Raw genomic sequence first — 18,288 nt, forward strand, 5'->3', positions numbered from 1 at the left:
GCCGCGCTCACGGGACACCCTTCAACGGAACGCTGACACGCGCCATCTGCAGCGGCGGCATGGCGGCGTCAGGCGCCACGCCGGTTGCGCGCAAGGTGGCGTTCATGATGTCGGAGAACACCGGCGCGGCCACCTGGCCACCGTAGTGCATGCCGTTCGACGGCTCGTCGATCATCACCGCGACGATGTAGCGCGGGTCGGATACCGGCGCGAAGCCGACGAACGATGCGATGTACTTGTTTGCGTAGGTGCCGCCCTCGAGCTTGTGCGCAGTGCCGGTCTTGCCGGCGACCCGGTAGCCCGGAATCTGCGCCTTCGGTGCCGTGCCGCCAGGGCCGGCGGCGAGCTCGAGCATGCGACGCACTTCGCGCGCGGTCTGTGCCGAAAAAACCTGCAGGCCGTTGATCGGCGGCGTGTCGACGCGGGTCAGCGACAGCGGAATCAGGTCGCCGTCGCGGGCCAACACCATATAAGCACGTGCCATCTGCATCAGCGTGACCGACATGCCGTGGCCGTACGACATGGTGGCTTGCTCGACCGGCTTCCAGCTGGCCGGGTTGCGCAGGCGACCCGCGGCTTCGCCCGGAAAGCCCAGCTTGAGCGGGCTGCCGAAGCCGAGCTGGTCATAGACGCGCCACATTTCTTCCGGCGTGAACTGCGCGGCAATCTTGGCCACGCCCACGTTCGACGATTTCTGGATCACCTCGGCCACGCTCAGCACGCCGTGCGGATGTGCGTCGCCGATCGCGTAGCGGCCGAAGTACAGCTTGCCGGTGCAATCGACCGGCGTTTCGAAACTGTAGCGTCCGGCGTCCAGCGCCATGGCGGCGACGAAGGGCTTGATCGTCGAGCCCGGCTCGTAGGTGTCGGTGAAGGCGCGGTTGCGCAGCGGCGGGCCGGACAGCTGGGCGCGGTTGTTCGGGTTGTAGGTCGGCCAGTTGGCCAGCGCCAGCACCTCGCCGGTACGCGAGTCGAGTACCACGGCGCTGCCGGCCCGTGCCTTGTGTTCGGCCACCGCCTGCTTCAGGCGGCTGTGGGCGAGAAACTGCAGACGGGTATCGATGGACAGGCGCACATCGCCCCCGTCGCGCGGCGGCTTGAGCGTTTCGACGTCCTCGACGACGTTGCGGCGCGCGTCGGTGATGACGCGGCGCGAGCCCTCCTGCCCGGTCAGCGGACGGTTCATTGCCAGTTCGATGCCTTCCAGACCCTTGTCGTCCATGCCGGTGAAGCCGACGACGTGCGCGCTGACCTCGCCATGCGGATAGTAGCGGCGGTACTCCGGCTCGGCACGGATGCCCGGCAGCTTCAGGGCGAGGATGCGCTCGGCGACGTCGGGTGCCACCTGACGCTTCAGATAGCCGCGGCCGCGCTGCTCGGGAATCTTGCGCGCGACCTCGCGATGGTCCATGTCGAGCAGGTCGGCAAGCTGGCGGATCTGTGCGGCCGATAGCTTCTCCGCACCGATGTCGCGCGGATTGGCTTTGGCTTTTGCTTCGGTGCGGCTTGGTCGCGCTTCGGCGACGATCGCCGACACCTGGGTGCTCATGGCCAGCACCTGTTCATTGCGGTCGAGCACGCGGCCGCGCGACGCGGGTGTCGGCAGCACCTTCGAGAAGCGCTCTTCGCCCTTGCGCTGATAGAACTCGTTGTCGATAGCCTGCAGCCAGAAGGCGCGCACGAACAGGCCGCCGAACAGCACCATCATGACGATCAGCATGGCGCGCGCACGCCATGCCGGCAGCAGTTCGGCCAGCAGCGGGTTGTGTGCGAGCTTCATTGCACGGCCTCCGGGCTGTCGAGCACGATGACCTGATTGCGGGCGGGTGCATGCATCTTCAGCTTTGTTTCGGCGAGATCGGAAATCCGCGCATGAGCAGCCAGCGTGCCCTGTTCGATCTGCAGTTGCCCCCACTCGGTTTCCAGCATGCGCATGCGCTGGTGTTCGCGTTCGAGCTGCGTGTGCAGGCTGCGCGAGCGATGTTGCGCGGACACCAGTGAAATGGCGCTGGCAAGCAGCAGCAGGATCAGGATGACATGAAGGCGCAGCATGTCAGGCCACCTTCTCGGCCACGCGCAGCGTGGCACTGCGCGCGCGCGGGTTGGCCGCCACTTCTTCGCTGCCGGCGCGGATGCGTGCGATCAGGGTCATCGTCGGCCGGGGCAGCTGGTCGGCGCGCAGCGGCAGGCCGCGCGGGGGCTGCGGCGGATTGGCCTGGTCGGCCATGAAGCGCTTGACGATGCGGTCTTCCAGCGAATGGAAGCAGATCACCGCCAGCCGACCGGCGGGCTTCAGCACAGCCAGCGCCTGCGGCAGCACTAGCGAAAGCTCTTCAAGCTCCTTATTGATGAAAATCCGTAGAGCTTGAAAGCTCCGCGTCGCCGGATGCTGGCCCGCCTCCCGCGTACGGACAGCGGACGCCACGATCTGGGCAAGCTGGTTTGTGGTGTCGACAGGCCGCTCGCTCCGAGCAGCAACAATCGCCTTTGCAATCGCTGAAGCAAACCGTTCTTCGCCATAGTCCCTGATGACCTCCCTGATGTCTGCTTCGTCTGCGCGCGCCAACCACTGCGCCACTGTTTCGCCCCGGCTGGTGTCCATACGCATGTCCAGCGGTGCGTCCTGCCTGAAACTCATGCCCCGTTCCGCGTCGTCGAGCTGCGGTGACGACACGCCGATGTCCAGCAGCACGCCGTCGACCGCGGTCACGCCGAGCTCGTCCAGCACGTCGGCCAGTTCGGCGAAGCGCGCATGCACCAGCGTGAAGCGTTCATCGGTGATGGCTTGCCCGGCTGCGATGGCGCTCGGGTCGCGATCCAGTGCGATCAGCCGGCCGTTCTCGCCCAGCCGGGCGAGCAGCCCGCGGCTGTGGCCGCCACGACCGAAGGTGCCGTCGACGTAGACGCCGTCGGGGCGCACCGCCAGCGCATCGAGTGCTTCGGTGAGCAGTACCGGGATGTGCGCCATGTCAGAACCTGAAGTTGCCGACAACGTCGGGTGGCAGTTGTGCCGCCTGTTCGCGCTCGTCGCGTGCCCGGGCCTCTTCGCTCCAGCGTGTTTCGTCCCAGATTTCAAAGCGGTTGCCGCGGCCCACCAGCATCACGCTCTTGATCAGGCCGACGCGCTCGCGCAGGTCGCTGCACAGCAGGAGCCGGCCGGCGCGATCGATGGTTTCGTTGCGCGCATTGGCGGTGAAACTGCGTTTGAAGTCGTCGCTGGCCTGGTCGAGATCGGGGATGACCTCGAGCCGGCTCATCAGGGCGAGGAATTCAGGCTCGGGATAGAGCAATACGAAGTCCCGGGTACGCGCCGTCATCACGACCTCGCCGCCGCACAGGTCCAACAGCTTCTTGCGCGGACGAGCGGGGACGACAAGCCGGTGCTTGTCGTCCATCGTGAGCCGGGTTGTCCCGTAGAACATTCGTATGCCCGAGAAAGTGAATCAAATACTGTGGATATATACAGTTGATTGCGGGGTGGTTCGGGAATGCCGCCTGGCCGCCGATTCACTGTATTCCCACTTTCAATCCACTATATATCCAATATTGCTCCACTTTAGCTTTCGACTGCGTCAGGGTCAATAGACGGATGCAAGCAAAACTGTTGTCGCAACAATGACTTAGCGTGAATTTTTCACGCTGTTTCAGGTAAAAACCTTTTGTTTTTAATGGGATAGAAAATGAATTGAATGTGCTTGATGAGAAGCTGCCCGTTCACGAGGGCGCGGTGGGGCAAAGTGGGGCGGAAGTGGAGCGGAATGGCGCGGCGGCCGCTGCATGCCGGGATGGGAAAGCAGCAGCGAAGGGTCAGGGAATCGAGCGGATGGAGGCGAGTGGAATGCGGGGGGGCAAAAAAGGGGCATTGCGCCGGGAGGGAGTGGAAGTCCGCCTGTAAGCCGGGTTCTGTTGTGCGCGAACGCACTGGCAACCATTCATCTGGGCGACGTGTTGCCACGTCGCTCGAGCAGCCTACCCGGAAGCGACGCGAGCCGCGTCATCGCTTCCCTATTTGGCCTTGCCCCGGATGGGGTTTTGCGTGCCGTGCACGTTGCCGCGCACGCGGTGGGCTCTTACCCGGCGTTTCCGCCCGCCCGAGGGCGCACCATTTCAACCTTGCCTGATCCTTGCGGCCATCGGCGGTATGTTTTCTGTTCCACTTTCCGTCGCCTTGGGCCGCGCTTTCGCGCGGCTTGCTGCGCCCGGCCGTTAGCCGGCATCCTGCTCTGCGGGGCCCGGACTTTCCTCCGCGCATGCGCGCCGCGGTTGCCCGGCGGACTTCCGGCACGAATTCTACCCGCTCGTCGGCGTGCCGCCAGAAACATCGTCTGCGGCACTCAAGAACCCGCGTCGCCGGCCGTTCAGAGGGGTCAGAACGTCTGCCTCGAAAGCCTTTTCCCCGCTCATGAACCTGTCGCTGCAGTCTGCCCGACATCTTGCCTGTCACTGGCTGGCCTACTTGCTGGCCGCGCTGGCGATCGGTCTGCTGGTGGCCGAACTGGCCGGTGCGACCGGACTGGCGGGTGCGGGTCGCGTGTCCCGCCTCGGTCTGGCGCCGCTGCTGGTGCCAGTGCTGATCGTCTGTCTGGCGCTCTGGGCAGTCGGTGTGCGGCTTGATGCCGCGCGACAGGAACTTGAACAACTGCACGTCGAACTGGAACGGGCGCACACGCTCGGTCGCACCGGCAACTGGGCACACGCGCACGGCGCGTTCGAATGGTCAGGCCGCGCGCGGCGGATACTGGGCATCGACGGCGCTGCGCTGGCGTCCTTCGAACAGCTCCTTGCCCATGTTGCGGCAGACGATCGTCTGCCGCTCGAACGTGCCTGGCGTGCTGCGCAGGCCGGTGCGCATTACCGCACCGAGTTCTGCGTCAGCCACCCTGACGGCGAACGGCGCGTGCTGTTCGAAGGTCGTGTCGAGTCCGCTGGCGCGGCGTCAGCAGGCGGTTACGGCACCGATGCGCCGGTGCTGGCCGGCATCGTTCAGGACATGACGGACCGCTGGCGCATGGAGCGCGAGTTGCACCGCGCGATGCGCTATCAGCGCGCGCTGCTCGACAATTTTCCATTCATGGTGTGGCTGAAGGATCGCGACCTGCGTTTTCTGGCGGTCAACAAGCCGCTCGCGCTCGCCGGCGGGTTGAACGATCCCGACGAAGCCTGTGGCCTGCAGGATCATGACCTGTGGCCGACCGACTGCGCCGACGCCTACCGGGCCGACGATATCGAAGTACTGAACAGCTGCCTGCCGCGCTGCTCGGAGTCCTTCGTCGCATCCGGTACCGGATCGGTCTGCCTTGAAGTGTGGAAGGCACCAGTGCTCGACGAGAACGGAGAATTGCTGGGCACGGTGGGCTTTGCGCGCGACATCAGCGAGCGCAAGCGCAGCGAACAGGCGCTTGAGCGCAGTCGCGAGCAACTGGCCATGCTTGGGCGCCTGCAGGCACGCTTCATCCGCGGTGAATCCGGTGAAGCGCTGTTTGCCGCCATGCTCGACATCCTGCTCGACCTGGCCGATGCAAGCGACGGCTTCATCGCCGAAATCATGCACGATCCACGGCACGAACCGCATGTGAATCTGCTGGCCAGCCGCGACAACGACTGGCTTGGCGCGTATCCCGAACTGATCGATGAAGCCCTGACCGCCGATCGCAGCGCGCAGGAGTCCGGCGCCGTCGTGGCGTCGGCTGCGCTCGATGGCCAGCCGGGTGACCGGGTGTGCTTCGCGGTCATGAGTGACCGGCGTCTGGTCGGTCTGGTCGGTCTTGAGCTCTCCCAAGCTCTGCCCGAAGCGTGCCGTACCGGCGTGCAGGCGGCGATCAGCACGTTCGGTCTGATTCTGCAGGCGGGCATTCGCGACCGTGACCGGCAGCGCGCCGAGACCGAAATGAAGCGGCATCGCGATCGCCTGAGCGAGTTGATCGAAGAGCAGCTGTCCGACAGCATGTCGGCGCGGCGCCTGGCTGAAACCGCCAATCGCGCCAAGAGTCGCTTCATGGCCAGCATGTCGCACGAACTGCGCACGCCCATTCACGCCATCCTCGCCTTTTCCCGTCTGGCGTTGCGCGACCGGCCGCCGCTGGCCGATGTTACGCGCCGGCGCTTCGCGGTGATCCGCGAACACGGTGACCGCCTGCTTGCGCTGGTCGACGATCTGCTCGACTTGTCGCGCCTGGAAGGCGGCGCGATAACGCTGAACGCGTCAAGCTGCGATCTGGAATCGCTGGTAGCCGAGGCGATTGCGCAGATGCAGGCTGTTGCGGTCGAACGTGGTGTGCATATGCGGATGACCGGATTGTTCCCGCAGGTTCCGCTGCAGGCCGACGCGCAGCGAATGGCACAGGTGCTGCGCACGCTGCTCGACAATGCGATCCGCTTTTCGCCACCGTCTGCCGAGGTGCTGCTTTCGCTCGAGCGGCATGAACATGAGGGTATGGCGGGTGTGCTGCTGTGCGTGTCCGATCACGGACCGGGCATCGCCGAAGAAGATCGCGAGCGCATCTTCGATCAGTTCGAGCAGGCAGCGCGCCTGCGCGGCGCCGAAGGCGGTACCGGGCTCGGACTCGCCATCTGTCGCGAGATCGTCAATCTGCACGGCGGCTGGATACGGGCGGCCAGGCGTGACGACTGCGGGGCCTGCATCGAAATCTGGCTGGCGGCGCGCGAGCCGGACGACATTCCGACGGAATTAACGCAAATGGAAATGGAAACAGCAACTTGATACGACGACCCGGGACGCGCTACGGTACCGGGGGAGCGGCGCCAGAGTGCGCGGTGGCTGCACGGCAGGTCTTTCCTGAGAGGATGTGAAATGGGTATCGGCGACTTCATCAAGAAACAGTTCATCGACGTACTGCAGTGGCAGGAGGACGGCGATGGCACGCTGGCCTGGCGGCATCCGATGCAGGATGCGGAGATCCAGTACGGTGCGCAGCTGACGGTGCGCGAGTCGCAGGCGGCACTGTTCGTCAATGAGGGGCGCATCGCCGACGTGCTCGGTCCCGGTCGCCACGTGTTGAAGACCAGTACGCTGCCGGTGCTGACCTATCTGCAGAACTGGGACAAGCTGTTCGAATCGCCCTTCAAGAGTGATGTCTATTTCTTCAGCACCCGCCTGCAACTGGGCCGCAAGTGGGGCACGGCTCAACCGGTGACGGTGCGCGACAAGGATTTCGGCATGGTCAGGCTGCGCGCGTTCGGCGTGTATTCCTACCGGCTGGCCGACCCGAAGCAGTTCTTTGCGGAGATCAGCGGCACGCGCGACATCTACACGGTCGATGATCTCGAGATGCAGCTGCGAAACCTGATCGTGTCGGCGATGAGCAATACGCTCGGCGCGTCTGAACTGCCGTTCCTCGACATGGCGACCAATTTCGGGCTCTTGGGCGAACGCATGAAGGAGGCGATGGCGCCGGTGTTCGAACGCTACGGCGTTGCGCTGGACAATTTCGCCGTTGAAAGCGTGTCGCTGCCGGAAGAGCTGCAGAAGGCCTTCGATACCCGGGTATCGATGGGCATGGCCGGCAATCTGGCCGCCTTCACCCAGTATCAGACCGCCACGGCCATTCCGATGGCGGCACAGAACGAAGGCGGGCTGGCCGGCATCGGCGCCAGCCTGGGCGCCGGTCTGAGCATGGGGCAGGTGATGACCGAAGCGATGCGGGGTTCGGTATTGCCGGCAACGGCAACCCCGGCGGCTTCGGCGCCGGCAGCGGCCGATACGCCGGAAGCGAAGCTGGGCAAGCTGAAATCGCTGCTCGATGGCGGTTTGATCACTGAAGCCGACTACACCGCCGCCAAGACGGCGTTGCTGAAGCAGATCACCGGTTGAACGCGGCGGTGGCACGGTGCGGCGCGTCCCGGCGGACGCGCCGTCCTCGCCCGGCCACCGATGCTGCGTATTGCCGTCGCCCTGAAGGTAGACTCGACGGTTGAACGATACACAGCCCGGCGGCAACGCCCCAGTCCTGCATGTTGCGATTAACCGAAGTCAAGCTGCCCCTCGATCATCCGGACGAGGCGCTGCGTTCTGCCGTGCTCGAACGGCTGCGCATCGCGCCCGGCGAACTGTTGTCCTGTACGGTATTCAAGCGCAGCTACGACGCGCGCAAGCGCTCGAACATCTTCCTGATCTATTCGCTCGACGTCGAGCTGGCGGATGAAACCGCCGTACTGGCGCGCCTGAAGGGCGTTCCTCATGTACATCCCACACCCGACATGGACTATCGCTTCGTCGCCCGCGCACCTGCCGGCCTGGCGCAGCGCCCGGTCATCATCGGCATGGGACCGTGCGGCATCCTGGCCGCGCTGGTGCTTGCGCAGATGGGATTTCGCCCCATCGTGCTGGAGCGTGGCAAGGCAGTACGCGAGCGCACGAAGGACACCTGGGGCCTGTGGCGCAAGCATGTGCTGGATCCGGAATCGAATGTGCAGTTCGGCGAGGGCGGGGCCGGCACCTTTTCCGACGGCAAGCTGTACAGCCAGATCAAGGATCCGAAGCACTACGGGCGCAAGGTGCTGAAGGAATTCGTCAAGGCCGGTGCGCCGGAAGAAATCCTGTATGTCAGCAAGCCGCACATCGGCACCTTCCGGCTGGTCGGCATGGTCGAGAAGATGCGTGCGGAAATCGAGGCGCTGGGGGGCGAGATCCGCTTCAGGTCGCGCGTCGAGGATCTGATCATCGAAGACCGCAAGGTACGCGGCGTGATGCTGGCAGGCGGTGAAGTCATTGCTGCCGATCATGTCGTGCTGGCGGTGGGCCACAGCGCACGCGACACCTTCGAAATGCTCTACGAGCGCGGTGTCTATATGGAAGCGAAGCCGTTCTCGGTCGGCTTCCGCATCGAACATCCGCAGGCGCTGATCGACCGCTGCCGCTTCGGCGACTACGCCGGTCACGCACTGCTGGGCGCGGCCGACTACAAGCTGGTGCACCACGCATCCAACGGCCGTTCGGTGTACAGCTTCTGCATGTGTCCGGGCGGCACCGTGGTCGCGGCCACCTCGGAGCCGGGCCGTGTCGTGACCAACGGCATGAGCCAGTATTCCCGCAACGAGCGCAATGCCAATGCCGGCATCGTGGTCGGCATTTCGCCGGAGGACTATCCAGGTCACCCGCTGGCCGGCATTGCGTTCCAGCGCCGGTGGGAATCGCGCGCCTTCGAACTGGGGGGCGGCGACTACAGCGCGCCGGGTCAGCTGGTCGGCGATTTCATCGCTGCGCGGCCGTCCACGCAGCTCGGTGTGGTGACGCCGTCCTACACGCCGGGTGTCCGGCTGGGCGAACTGGACGGCGCGTTACCCGACTACGCCATCACGGCCATCCGCGAGGCGCTGCCCGCGTTCGACCGGCAGATCAAGGGCTTCGCGATGCATGACGCGGTGCTGACCGGCGTGGAGACGCGCACGTCCTCGCCGATCCGCATCAAGCGTGATCCGGTGAGCTACCAGAGTCTGAACACCGTCGGATTGTATCCGGCCGGCGAAGGCGCAAGCTACGCCGGCGGCATCCTTTCGGCAGCGATCGACGGCATCGAGGTGGCGGAGGCCGTGGCGCTGAGCATGGCAGGCGGGTCGCGCGTCAGCGGGGAAAGGCGCGGAGCGGTCGAACTTTCGTAGGCGCCTTCCACGGCCGGCGCCGCAACGGATCCGGTCAGCGCCCGTGCTCGAAGAAGTGCAGCAACCGTTGCGGCAGCCAGTCGAGGTGGCCTGCCGGCGCACCGCTCACATAGCCGACGTGGCCACCCTGCGCGGTGTATTCGGGCAGTACGTCGGACGACAGCATCTGCGGCGTGGCCAGCGACCAGTCGGGCACCATCGGGTCGTTCAGCGCCTGCAGCAGCAGAAGCGGCACGCGCACCTCGCGCAGCAGCGGGCGCGCCGAGCAGCGTGTCCAGTAGTCGTCGGCATCCCTGAATCCATGCAGTTGCGAGGTGACGGCGTCGTCGAAGGCCTTGATCGACGCACTGGCGGCGATCGCCGCGGCATCGAGCACGCCCGGAAACAAGGCCGCCTTGTGCAGGGCACGCGGCTTCATCGTGCGCAGGAAATACTGCGTGTAGACGCGGTTGAAACCCTGGTCGAGCGCGCGTCCGGCAGCACCCAGATCGACCGGTGCACAGACCGACGCCGCGCTGAGCAGCCAGCGCGATGCGCCGTGGCCCTGCTCGCCCAGCCACTTGCACAGCACATTGCCGCCGAGCGACACGCCGACCGCATGCACCGGCTGGCCGTTCATGCGCGGCACGACACGCGGCAGCAGCCACTCAAGCTCTGCGCTGTCGCCTGAGTGATAGGCGCGCACCAGCCGGTTCGGCTCGCCGGAACAGCCGCGCGCATGCACCACCACCCCGTTCCAGCCGCGCGCGTCGACAGCACCCATCAGCGCCCGCGCGTAGTGGCTTTCCGAGCTGCCTTCCAGCCCGTGCAGCAGCATCACCAGTGGCTGCTGCGCGCGCAGCGGCAACCAGTCCAGATCGATGAAGTCGCCGTCGGGCGTATCGACGCGCTCGCGAGCCAGTGCAGGCAGCGGCGGCAGGATGAAGCGCGGCCAGATGGTCTGCGCGTGGCCGCCGGGCAGCCAGCGTGCAGGGTGAAAGCGGGGCGGCGACATGCCCGGTGAAGAACTCGGCGCGGGGCCTGGCGAAGTGCTCAGTAAGGGACTCAGTGAAGTATTTTCGGCGGGCCCGCCGTCTCCTGTGCAGCCGGGGCGGCGGAAGCGTGATGCAGCACCATGTGCCAGCCCAGCGGACCGCGCAGATAGACGTTGGTCACGATGAGCAGCGGACGCGCCGCGCGGTCACCGGCAGCGCTGCACTGTTCGTTCAGGCTGTGGATGGACTGCAGCACGCCCTGCATGATCTGCGCGTTGATCACCCGTACATCGACCCGGGTACCGGCGAACACGCGCCGCCAGGCATCGCGGACTTCTTCGTAGCCGCTGGCACGCGGGCAGCCGGCCAGCGCGCAGATGATGTCGTCCTCGTCACCCCACACCGACATCATGGCTTCGATGTCGCCCCGCGCGCGTGCTTCGTAAAAGGCCGCTTCGGCTTCCTGAGGCGTCGCGAAAAAGGCCTTGCGGGGCATTTCCATGGACAGTGGGCTCAGTGGCCGGCGGGCGCCGGGCCGTTGTAGCGGTAGCGCGTACCGCAGTACGGGCAGGCGGCCTCGCCGGTCTTGGTCACGTCGAGGAAAACACGCGGATGGCGCGCCCACAGCGGTGCGCCGGGCAGCGGACAGTGCAGCGGCAGATCGCTCGCGCCCACTTCGACGTCGCGTGCGCGGTCGCGGCTGGAATCACTCACGGCTTGGTTCATGGCAGATGTGCTCCGGGTTCAGATCTTGGTCAGCCAGCGGTGGTACTCGGGCGCGCGGCCATTGACGATGTCGAAGAAGCGCGCCTGCAGCTTTTCGGTGACCGGGCCGCGCGTGCCGCTGCCGATGACCCGGTTGTCGAGCTCGCGGATCGGCGTCACTTCGGCGGCGGTACCGGTGAAGAAAGCCTCGTCGGCGGTGTAGACGTCGTCGCGCGTCAGCCGCTTCGACACCACCTGATAGCCGAATTCCGCGGCGATCTCGATCACCGATGCGCGCGTGATGCCGACCAGCGCCGAGGCGATTTCCGGTTCGTAGATCTTGTTGTCCTTCACCACGAACAGGTTTTCGCCCGCACCTTCGGCGACGAAGCCATCGACGTCGAGCAGCAGCGCCTCGTCGTAACCGAGGTCGGTCGCTTCCATGTTGGCGAGGATGGAATTGGCGTAGGTGCCCGAGTACTTGGCGCGGCACATCGACACATTGACGTGGTGGCGCGAGAAGGACGAGGTCTTGACCCGGATGCCCTTCTTCAGGCCGTCCTCGCCCAGGTAGGCGCCCCAGGGCCAGGCGGCGATCGACACATGCACCGAGGCGCCGCGCGTGGAAATCCCCATCTTTTCCGAGCCGAAAAAGGCGATCGGCCGGATGTAGCAGGATTCCAGCTTGTTGGCGCGCACCACTTCAAGCTGCGCTTCCATGATTTCCTCGCGGCTGTACGGCATCTTCATCATGTAGATGTGCGCCGAGTTGAACAGCCGGTCGGTGTGTTCCTTCAGGCGGTAGATCGCGGTACCGATTTCGGTGTGGTAGGCGCGCACGCCCTCGAAGACGGCCAGACCGTAGTGCAGCGAGTGGGTCAGTACGTGCGTGGTGGCCTCGCGCCAGGGCACCATCTTGCCGTCGTACCAGATAAAACCGTCGCGGTCGGCCATCGACATGAGAAACACTCCAGTGGATTGCGATAAGCGCGCGATTTTAGCTGATGCGCGCAGTGCGGCGACGGTCATCGCAGCCGCACGCGTTAAAATCAACGGATGAGCGAACGCATATGGAAGCCCAATGTCACGGTGGCCGCCCTGATGGAGTACCGGGGCCGCTTCCTGATGGTGGAAGAGGAAACGTCGAAGGGGCTGATGCTGAACCAGCCGGCCGGCCATCTGGAAGAGGGCGAGTCGCTGGTCGAGGCGTGTGCCCGCGAGGCGATGGAGGAAACCGCCCATCCTTTCGTGCCGCAGGCGCTGGTCGGCGTCTATCAGTGGCGCCGGCCCGACGGCGAAGTCACCTACCTGCGCTTCGCCTTTTCCGGGGAAAGTGGCGAACAGATCGCCGGTCGCGCGCTGGACGACGGCATCGTGCGCGCCTTCTGGATGACGCCCGAAGAGATCGAAGCCAGTCGCGAGCGCCATCGCAGCCCGCTGGTGTGGGCGTGCGTGCAGGACTGGCTGGCTGACGTGCGCCTGCCGCTGGCGGTCGTACGGCACTTTTCCTGATGCGGCGATTGCTGGCGGGGGTGCTGCTGTGCGGTGCGCTGCAGGTTCAGGCGACGCCGGGCATGGCGCAGGACCTCGAACTCGACATCTGCTTCAACTACGGGTGCCTCGTCGTGCAGACGGTCAGCCTTGCGTCCGAACAGCGTGCCGTGCTGGTCGGTGAAATGCTCAAGGCGAGCGATGCCGCCGGCGAACGCGAGCAGCTGGAGTGGGTGATCGCGCGCATGTATCGCTGGGCCGGCGAGCAGTCTCCGATCGGCGCCGACCGCGCTGGCGACTACCTTGATCTGGGCGTCGACGGGCGCATGGACTGCATCGACCACGCGCACACCACCACCGTGATGCTCGAACAGCTGCAGGAAGCGGGCGCCCTGCGTCACCATCGGGTACTGGAAATCGCGCGGCGCACCAGCTGGGTCATCATGCAGCACTTCACCGCGGTGATCGAAGACACCGAAAGCGGCCGCCGTTACGCGGTCGATACCTGGTTTCGCGACCACGGCGAACCGCCGGTCGTGATGGACATGGAACACTGGAAGAATGGGGGATATCCGGATGACTGGAATGCACGGCGCTGAGACTGCGGCCGAACCGGGCGAAACCGTGGTCGTCGGCATGTCGGGCGGCGTCGATTCGTCGGTGTCGGCGCTGCTGCTCAAGCGCGCCGGCTATCACGTGGTCGGCCTGTTCATGAAGAACTGGGAAGACGACGACACCGACGAATACTGTTCGACCCGGCAGGACCTGATCGACGCCGTGTCGGCGGCGGACGTGATCGGCATGGATCTCGAAGTGGTCAATTTTTCGGCCGAGTACAAGGACCGCGTGTTTTCGAGCTTCCTGCGCGAATACCAGGCCGGCCGCACACCGAACCCGGATGTGCTGTGCAATGCCGAAATCAAGTTCAGCGCCTTTCTAGACCACGCGATGCAACTTGGCGCGAACCGCATCGCCACCGGGCATTACGCCCAGGTGCGTGAGTTCCAGGGCCGCTTCCAGCTGCTCAAGGGTGAAGACGGCAACAAGGACCAGAGCTATTTCCTGCACCGGCTGAACCAGGCGCAGCTATCGCATACGCTGTTCCCTGTGGGTCACCTGCCCAAGCGCGAGGTGCGCCGTATCGCGGCCGACGCCGGGCTGGCCAATGCAGGCAAGAAGGATTCGACCGGTATCTGTTTCGTTGGCGAGCGACCGTTCCGCGAATTCCTGCAGCGTTACCTGCCGGTCACGCCGGGCGACATCCGCGATCTTGATACTGACCGCGTGCTCGGCCGCCATGAAGGCCTGATGTATCACACGATAGGCCAGCGCAAGGGGCTCGGTATCGGCGGGCTCAAGGGCATGGCGGACGACGCCGGCGAACACGACGCGTGGTACGCCGTACGCAAGGACATGACCAGCAACGTGCTGTACGTGGTGCGTGGCCACGATCACCCGGCGCTGCTGTCGGAACGGCTGGTGGCGGGCGACCTGTCATGGGTGTCGGGCGAGCTGCCGCACACGCATTGGGTGTATGCGGCAAAGACCCGTTATCGGCAGGCGGATGCGCCGTGCAGCATCGATGCGGTCGATGCTGCACGCTGCGAAATCGCTTTTGCCGAAGCCCAATGGGCGGTGACGCCCGGCCAGAGCGTGGTGGTTTACGAAAGCCGGGTGTGTCTGGGCGGCGGCGTCATCACCGCTGCAGGCAAAGCGGCCTGAGCGGTTCGTACCGGCCTGGTTGGCGCTTGCCTCTTGTCTTATTCGACCGGAACGGTTTCGGCGAGTGACGGGCGCTGCATCAGCTTTTCCTGCAGCTTGGCGAGGTTGGCGTGGCGCTCGCGCCAGTCCAGCTCCGGAAAGCGGAAGTCGAGGTAGCCGAGCGCCGAACCCACCGCGATGTCGGCCAGCGAAATGCTGTTGCCGTGGCACCATGCGCCATCGCCCAGATCGGCCGCCAGCGTATTCAGTGCACGGTCGATCTTGCTGCGCTGGCGCGAAATCCAGCTTGCGTTCTGTTCGCTGACCATCCGGCGCACTTCCAGCACGATGGCCACCGCCGCGTCGGTCATGCCGTCGGCCAGTGCTTCCCAGCGCTTGACCAGCGCACGTTCGCGCGCCGTGGATGGCAGCAGCTTGTTGTTCGGCGCCACGCCGTCGAGGTATTCGACGATCACGCGCGAATCGAACAGGCAGGTGTCGTCATCGAGCACCAGCACCGGAATCTTGCCCAGCGGGTTCACATCCGGGACGCCCGTGCCTTCGAGCCAGGGCGAATCGAGCACGAATTCGCAGTCGATCTTCTTTTCTGCAAGCACCACGCGCGCCTTGCGTACGTAAGGGCTGGTGTAGGAACCGACGAGTTTCATGGACAGCACCGATGGAAGAGCACCCGAGTATAGCGTCCGGGCCGTTCCCGCAAGGCGGGGCCATCATGCGGTGCATGATAAAATTCGCGCCGCGCTGCCCGGGGCTGAACCGCTTCGTGGCCTTCCATCCCTTCCTTCCTGCAGGTCCTTCATGAGTGCCCACACCCTCACCGCGCTGTCGCCGCTGGACGGTCGTTATGCCGCCAAACTCGATCCCTTGCGCGGCCATTTCAGCGAGTTCGGCCTGATCCGCAACCGCGTACGCGTCGAAATTGCATGGTTGCGTGCATTGGCTGCCGATGCGCAGATTGGCGAAGTACCGGCCTTCTCGCAGGCGACACTGGACGAGCTTGACGCTGTCGTACGCGATTTCAGCGTGGACGACGCCGCCGCGATCAAGGCGATCGAAGCGCGCACCAATCACGACGTGAAGGCGATGGAGTACTGGCTGAAGGACCGGCTGGCGAACAATGCCGAAGTGACCGGGGTGTCCGAATTCATCCACTTCGCCTGCACGTCGGAAGACATCAACAACGTGTCGCACGCACTGATGCTCAACGAGGCGCGCGCCGACACGCTGCTGCCAGCGCTCGATGGCGTGATCGCATCGCTGCGCGCCATGGCGCATGAATTCGCCGCGTTGCCGATGCTGTCGCGCACGCACGGCCAGCCAGCCAGTCCGACCACGCTTGGCAAGGAAATGGCGAACATCGCCGCGCGTCTGATGCGCGCCCGCGCGCGCGTCGCCGCGGTCAGCCTGACCGCCAAGTTCAATGGCGCGGTCGGCAATTACAACGCCCACCTGTCGGCCTATCCGGACGTCGACTGGTCGCAGTTCAACCGCGTATTCATCGAATCGTTCGGGCTGGAGTTCAATCCCTATACCATCCAGATCGAACCGCACGACGCGATGGCCGAGCTTTTCGACGCCATGTCGCGCGGCAATACCATCCTGCTCGATGCGGCGCGCGACTTCTGGATGTACATCTCGCTCGGCTACTTCCGCCAGAAACTGAAGGCCGGCGAGATCGGCAGTTCGACCATGCCGCACAAGGTGAATCCGATCGACTTCGAGAACGCCGAAGGCAATCTGGGGCTGGCCAACGCACTGTTACGCCACCTGTCGGACAAGCTGCCGGTGTCGCGCATGCAGCGTGACCTGACCGATTCGACCGTGCTGCGCAATATGGGCGTGGCCTTCGGCTACACCGTGCTGGCGCTGGATTCGTTGTCGCGCGGGCTGGGCAAGCTGGTGGCCGAGCCCGATACGCTGGCCGCCGATCTCGACGCCTGCTGGGAAGTGCTGGCCGAGCCGGTGCAGACCGTGATGCGCCGCTACGGTGTGCCCAATCCGTACGAACAGCTGAAGGAACTGACGCGCGGCCGCGGCATCACGCGCGAGGCGCTGCAGGCCTTCATCAGTGGTCTCGACATTCCGGCGGCGGAGCGCGAGCGCTTGCTGGCGATGACGCCCGCCAGCTACATCGGCGACGCGGCCCGTCTGGCTGCCGCCGTCTGAGGACGCATCATGAGTTTTGCCGAAACGCTCAAAACCCTGCCCGGCGTGTCGCATCTGGCGGCGCTGCAATTGATCGATGCCGCCGGAGAAGTGGTCGCGACCATCGAGAACAAGCCCGGCCAGGCCGGGTCGCTGGCGGTGTACAACCACCTCGCCCAACTGCATGGTGCCATCACGCCTGATGCATCGAAGCAGGGCCTGGATTTGTATGGCGAGCACACCCTCGACGCCCGCGCCAATCCGGGAAAGCACCCGAACATCGATCGGCTGATCGCACTGGTCGACAGCGGTCAGACCCTGCGCGTGAAGCAGGTGTTCGCACAGCCCTGAGCGGTCGAACCCGGCGGGGCAAATCGGAGCCCCGACCGACGCGGTGCTGCCGCTCGACATAGCTCGAGGCAGCGCCGGGGTGCAATCGCCCAGGCAGGCGCGCGGGCGAGTGTCGGTTGTTGGGCATCGCTGCGCTCACCCCAACCTACGGGGTGGGTCACGCAGGGTAGCGCCGCGTCAAGTCACGCTTCGGGGGTGTTCGGCGTCGGGCATCACTGCGCCGAGCCCGGCTGCGGGCGCCCGGCAGGTAGGTTGGGGTGAGCGCAGCGATGCCCAACATGCTCGACCGGGTCGTGCCCCCGACGGCGTTGGTCACGCTGCCGCCAGTCGATTCAGACGACCGCTTCTTCCTTGCGCTTCGGCGGCTTGATCAGTTGTTCGCGCTTGACGCCCAGCCACATGGCCAGCGGGCAGGCGACCAGCACCGACGAATAGATGCCGAAACAGATGCCGATGGTCAGCGCCACCGCGAAGTAGTGCAGCGCCTCGCCGCCGAACAGCAGCATCGACAGCACCATCATCTGGGTTGAACCGTGCGTGATGATGGTGCGCGAAATCGTGCTGGTGATGGCGTTGTCCATGACCTCGGCGACCGTCAGCGTACGTTTGCGGGCGTTGCGGAACACCTCGCGCACTCGATCGAACACCACGACCGACTCGTTCACCGAATAACCCAGCACCGCCAGCACGGCCGCCAGAACCGGCAGCGAGAATTCCCACTGGAAGGCGGCGAAGAAGCCGAGGATGATCACCACGTCGTGCAGGTTGGCGATGATGGCCGACACCGCGTAGCGCCATTCGAAGCGCATGGCCAAGTAGGCCATGATGCCGCAGATGACGAACATCAGCGCCAGCGCACCATCTTCGGCCAGTTCCTTGCCGATCTGCGGGCCGACGTATTCGACACGTCGCAGTTCGGGCTTCGGACCGTCGCCTGCGCTGAGCGTGGCGATCACCTGCTGGCTGACCTTGGCGGAATCGACGTCCTTGACCAGCGGCAGCCGGATCAGCACGTCGCGTGCGGTGCCGAAGTTCTGTACCTGAGGTTCGCTGAAGCCACTGTCAGTCAGTGCCTTGCGAACGCCCTGCAGATCGGCCGCTTCACTGTATGAAACTTCCATCAAGGTGCCGCCGGTGAACTCCACCGACAGATGCAGGCCGCGGGTGGACAGGAAGAACACGGCCAGCAGGAAGGTGATGAACGAAATGACGTTGAACACCAGCGCCTTGCGCATGAAGGGGATGTCGCGCCGGATGCGGAAGAATTCCATGACTGTTCAGA

18 protein-coding genes and 1 other RNA gene are annotated in these 18,288 nt (G+C 65.1%); 8 read left to right on the forward strand and 11 right to left on the reverse strand.

The genetic code is table 11. The features are described 5' to 3' along the window. Window positions 1-7: 7 nt before the first annotated feature. From NMQ14_RS02290 to rnpB, 5 genes are all read right to left on the reverse strand, one after another. The gene (locus tag NMQ14_RS02290) at window positions 8-1,780 is read right to left on the reverse strand and encodes a penicillin-binding protein 2 (RefSeq protein WP_257093103.1); all 1,773 of its coding nucleotides are present in this window, start codon (window positions 1,778-1,780) and stop codon (window positions 8-10) included. Next, complete coding sequence (gene ftsL, locus NMQ14_RS02295; RefSeq protein WP_257093105.1) at window positions 1,777-2,052, reverse strand: cell division protein FtsL; 276 nt, start codon at window positions 2,050-2,052, stop codon at window positions 1,777-1,779. Before ftsL ends, NMQ14_RS02290 begins: the two co-directional genes overlap by 4 nt. 1 nt (window position 2,053) lies before the next feature. After that, the gene (gene rsmH, locus NMQ14_RS02300; protein WP_257093107.1) at window positions 2,054-2,968 is read right to left on the reverse strand and encodes a 16S rRNA (cytosine(1402)-N(4))-methyltransferase RsmH; all 915 of its coding nucleotides are present in this window, start codon (window positions 2,966-2,968) and stop codon (window positions 2,054-2,056) included. A gap of 1 nt (window position 2,969) precedes the next feature. Beyond that, the gene (locus NMQ14_RS02305; protein ID WP_257093109.1) at window positions 2,970-3,422 is read right to left on the reverse strand and encodes a division/cell wall cluster transcriptional repressor MraZ; all 453 of its coding nucleotides are present in this window, start codon (window positions 3,420-3,422) and stop codon (window positions 2,970-2,972) included. A gap of 454 nt (window positions 3,423-3,876) precedes the next feature. After that, window positions 3,877-4,279: RNase P RNA component class A (gene rnpB, locus NMQ14_RS02310), an RNA gene on the reverse strand. Window positions 4,280-4,402: 123 nt separating this feature from the next. Between rnpB and NMQ14_RS02315 the strand changes: the two genes are divergently transcribed. The 3 genes from NMQ14_RS02315 to NMQ14_RS02325 all read left to right on the forward strand — a co-directional run bounded on the left by NMQ14_RS02315 (window position 4,403) and on the right by NMQ14_RS02325 (window position 9,618). Beyond that, window positions 4,403-6,721, forward strand: a complete 2,319-nt coding sequence (locus NMQ14_RS02315) for an ATP-binding protein (protein ID WP_257093111.1) — start codon at window positions 4,403-4,405, stop codon at window positions 6,719-6,721. A 90-nt stretch (window positions 6,722-6,811) separates the two neighbouring features. Beyond that, window positions 6,812-7,831, forward strand: a complete 1,020-nt coding sequence (locus NMQ14_RS02320; RefSeq protein ID WP_257093113.1) for an SPFH domain-containing protein — start codon at window positions 6,812-6,814, stop codon at window positions 7,829-7,831. A 140-nt stretch (window positions 7,832-7,971) separates the two neighbouring features. Further along, the gene (locus tag NMQ14_RS02325) at window positions 7,972-9,618 is read left to right on the forward strand and encodes an NAD(P)/FAD-dependent oxidoreductase (protein ID WP_257093116.1); all 1,647 of its coding nucleotides are present in this window, start codon (window positions 7,972-7,974) and stop codon (window positions 9,616-9,618) included. Window positions 9,619-9,652: 34 nt separating this feature from the next. On the opposite strand, the gene NMQ14_RS02330 is transcribed toward NMQ14_RS02325, so the two are convergent. The 4 genes from NMQ14_RS02330 to NMQ14_RS02345 are packed head-to-tail and all read right to left on the reverse strand — an operon-like array spanning window position 9,653 to window position 12,257. Next, window positions 9,653-10,612 carry a hydrolase gene (locus tag NMQ14_RS02330; protein ID WP_257093118.1) on the reverse strand — a complete coding sequence of 320 codons (960 nt, stop codon included), beginning with the start codon at window positions 10,610-10,612 and terminating at the stop codon, window positions 9,653-9,655. Window positions 10,613-10,662: 50 nt separating this feature from the next. Further along, the gene (locus NMQ14_RS02335; protein WP_257093120.1) at window positions 10,663-11,094 is read right to left on the reverse strand and encodes a nuclear transport factor 2 family protein; all 432 of its coding nucleotides are present in this window, start codon (window positions 11,092-11,094) and stop codon (window positions 10,663-10,665) included. 11 nt (window positions 11,095-11,105) lie between these two features. Beyond that, entirely contained in the window at window positions 11,106-11,318 is a 213-nt protein-coding gene (locus NMQ14_RS02340; protein WP_069038097.1) for a zinc-finger domain-containing protein, read from the reverse strand. A gap of 18 nt (window positions 11,319-11,336) precedes the next feature. After that, complete coding sequence (locus tag NMQ14_RS02345; RefSeq protein ID WP_257093124.1) at window positions 11,337-12,257, reverse strand: branched-chain amino acid transaminase; 921 nt, start codon at window positions 12,255-12,257, stop codon at window positions 11,337-11,339. A 96-nt stretch (window positions 12,258-12,353) separates the two neighbouring features. On the opposite strand from NMQ14_RS02345, the gene NMQ14_RS02350 reads away from it, so the two are divergent. The 3 genes from NMQ14_RS02350 to mnmA are packed head-to-tail and all read left to right on the forward strand — an operon-like array spanning window position 12,354 to window position 14,510. Continuing rightward, window positions 12,354-12,809 carry an NUDIX hydrolase gene (locus NMQ14_RS02350; protein WP_257079488.1) on the forward strand — a complete coding sequence of 152 codons (456 nt, stop codon included), beginning with the start codon at window positions 12,354-12,356 and terminating at the stop codon, window positions 12,807-12,809. Further along, window positions 12,809-13,387 (forward strand): hypothetical protein, encoded by a 579-nt coding sequence (locus tag NMQ14_RS02355; RefSeq protein ID WP_257093126.1) that lies wholly within the window; start codon window positions 12,809-12,811, stop codon window positions 13,385-13,387. The genes NMQ14_RS02350 and NMQ14_RS02355 overlap by 1 nt, the downstream gene beginning before the upstream one ends. Then, complete coding sequence (mnmA, locus tag NMQ14_RS02360) at window positions 13,374-14,510, forward strand: tRNA 2-thiouridine(34) synthase MnmA (protein WP_257093228.1); 1,137 nt, start codon at window positions 13,374-13,376, stop codon at window positions 14,508-14,510. The genes NMQ14_RS02355 and mnmA overlap by 14 nt, the downstream gene beginning before the upstream one ends. Window positions 14,511-14,548: 38 nt before the next feature. Here mnmA and NMQ14_RS02365 read toward each other — a convergent pair whose 3' ends face one another. Next, entirely contained in the window at window positions 14,549-15,157 is a 609-nt protein-coding gene (locus NMQ14_RS02365) for a glutathione S-transferase (protein WP_257093128.1), read from the reverse strand. Window positions 15,158-15,308: 151 nt separating this feature from the next. On the opposite strand from NMQ14_RS02365, the gene purB reads away from it, so the two are divergent. Beyond that, window positions 15,309-16,676: an adenylosuccinate lyase gene (gene purB / locus NMQ14_RS02370; protein WP_257093130.1), complete on the forward strand. Its 1,368-nt coding sequence runs from the start codon at window positions 15,309-15,311 to the stop codon at window positions 16,674-16,676. A gap of 9 nt (window positions 16,677-16,685) precedes the next feature. Then, window positions 16,686-17,006, forward strand: a complete 321-nt coding sequence (locus tag NMQ14_RS02375) for a DUF2322 family protein (RefSeq protein ID WP_257093132.1) — start codon at window positions 16,686-16,688, stop codon at window positions 17,004-17,006. A gap of 332 nt (window positions 17,007-17,338) precedes the next feature. Here the strand turns inward: NMQ14_RS02375 and secF are convergent, their stop codons facing one another. Further along, on the reverse strand, window positions 17,339-18,277 hold the full coding sequence (gene secF, locus NMQ14_RS02380) for a protein translocase subunit SecF (RefSeq protein WP_257093135.1): 939 nt from the start codon (window positions 18,275-18,277) through the stop codon (window positions 17,339-17,341). Window positions 18,278-18,288: the final 11 nt, after the last annotated feature.

It is taken from the genome of Methyloversatilis sp. XJ19-13 (assembly GCF_024580155.1).
In the GTDB taxonomy this organism is placed as follows: Bacteria; Pseudomonadota; Gammaproteobacteria; order Burkholderiales; family Rhodocyclaceae; genus Methyloversatilis.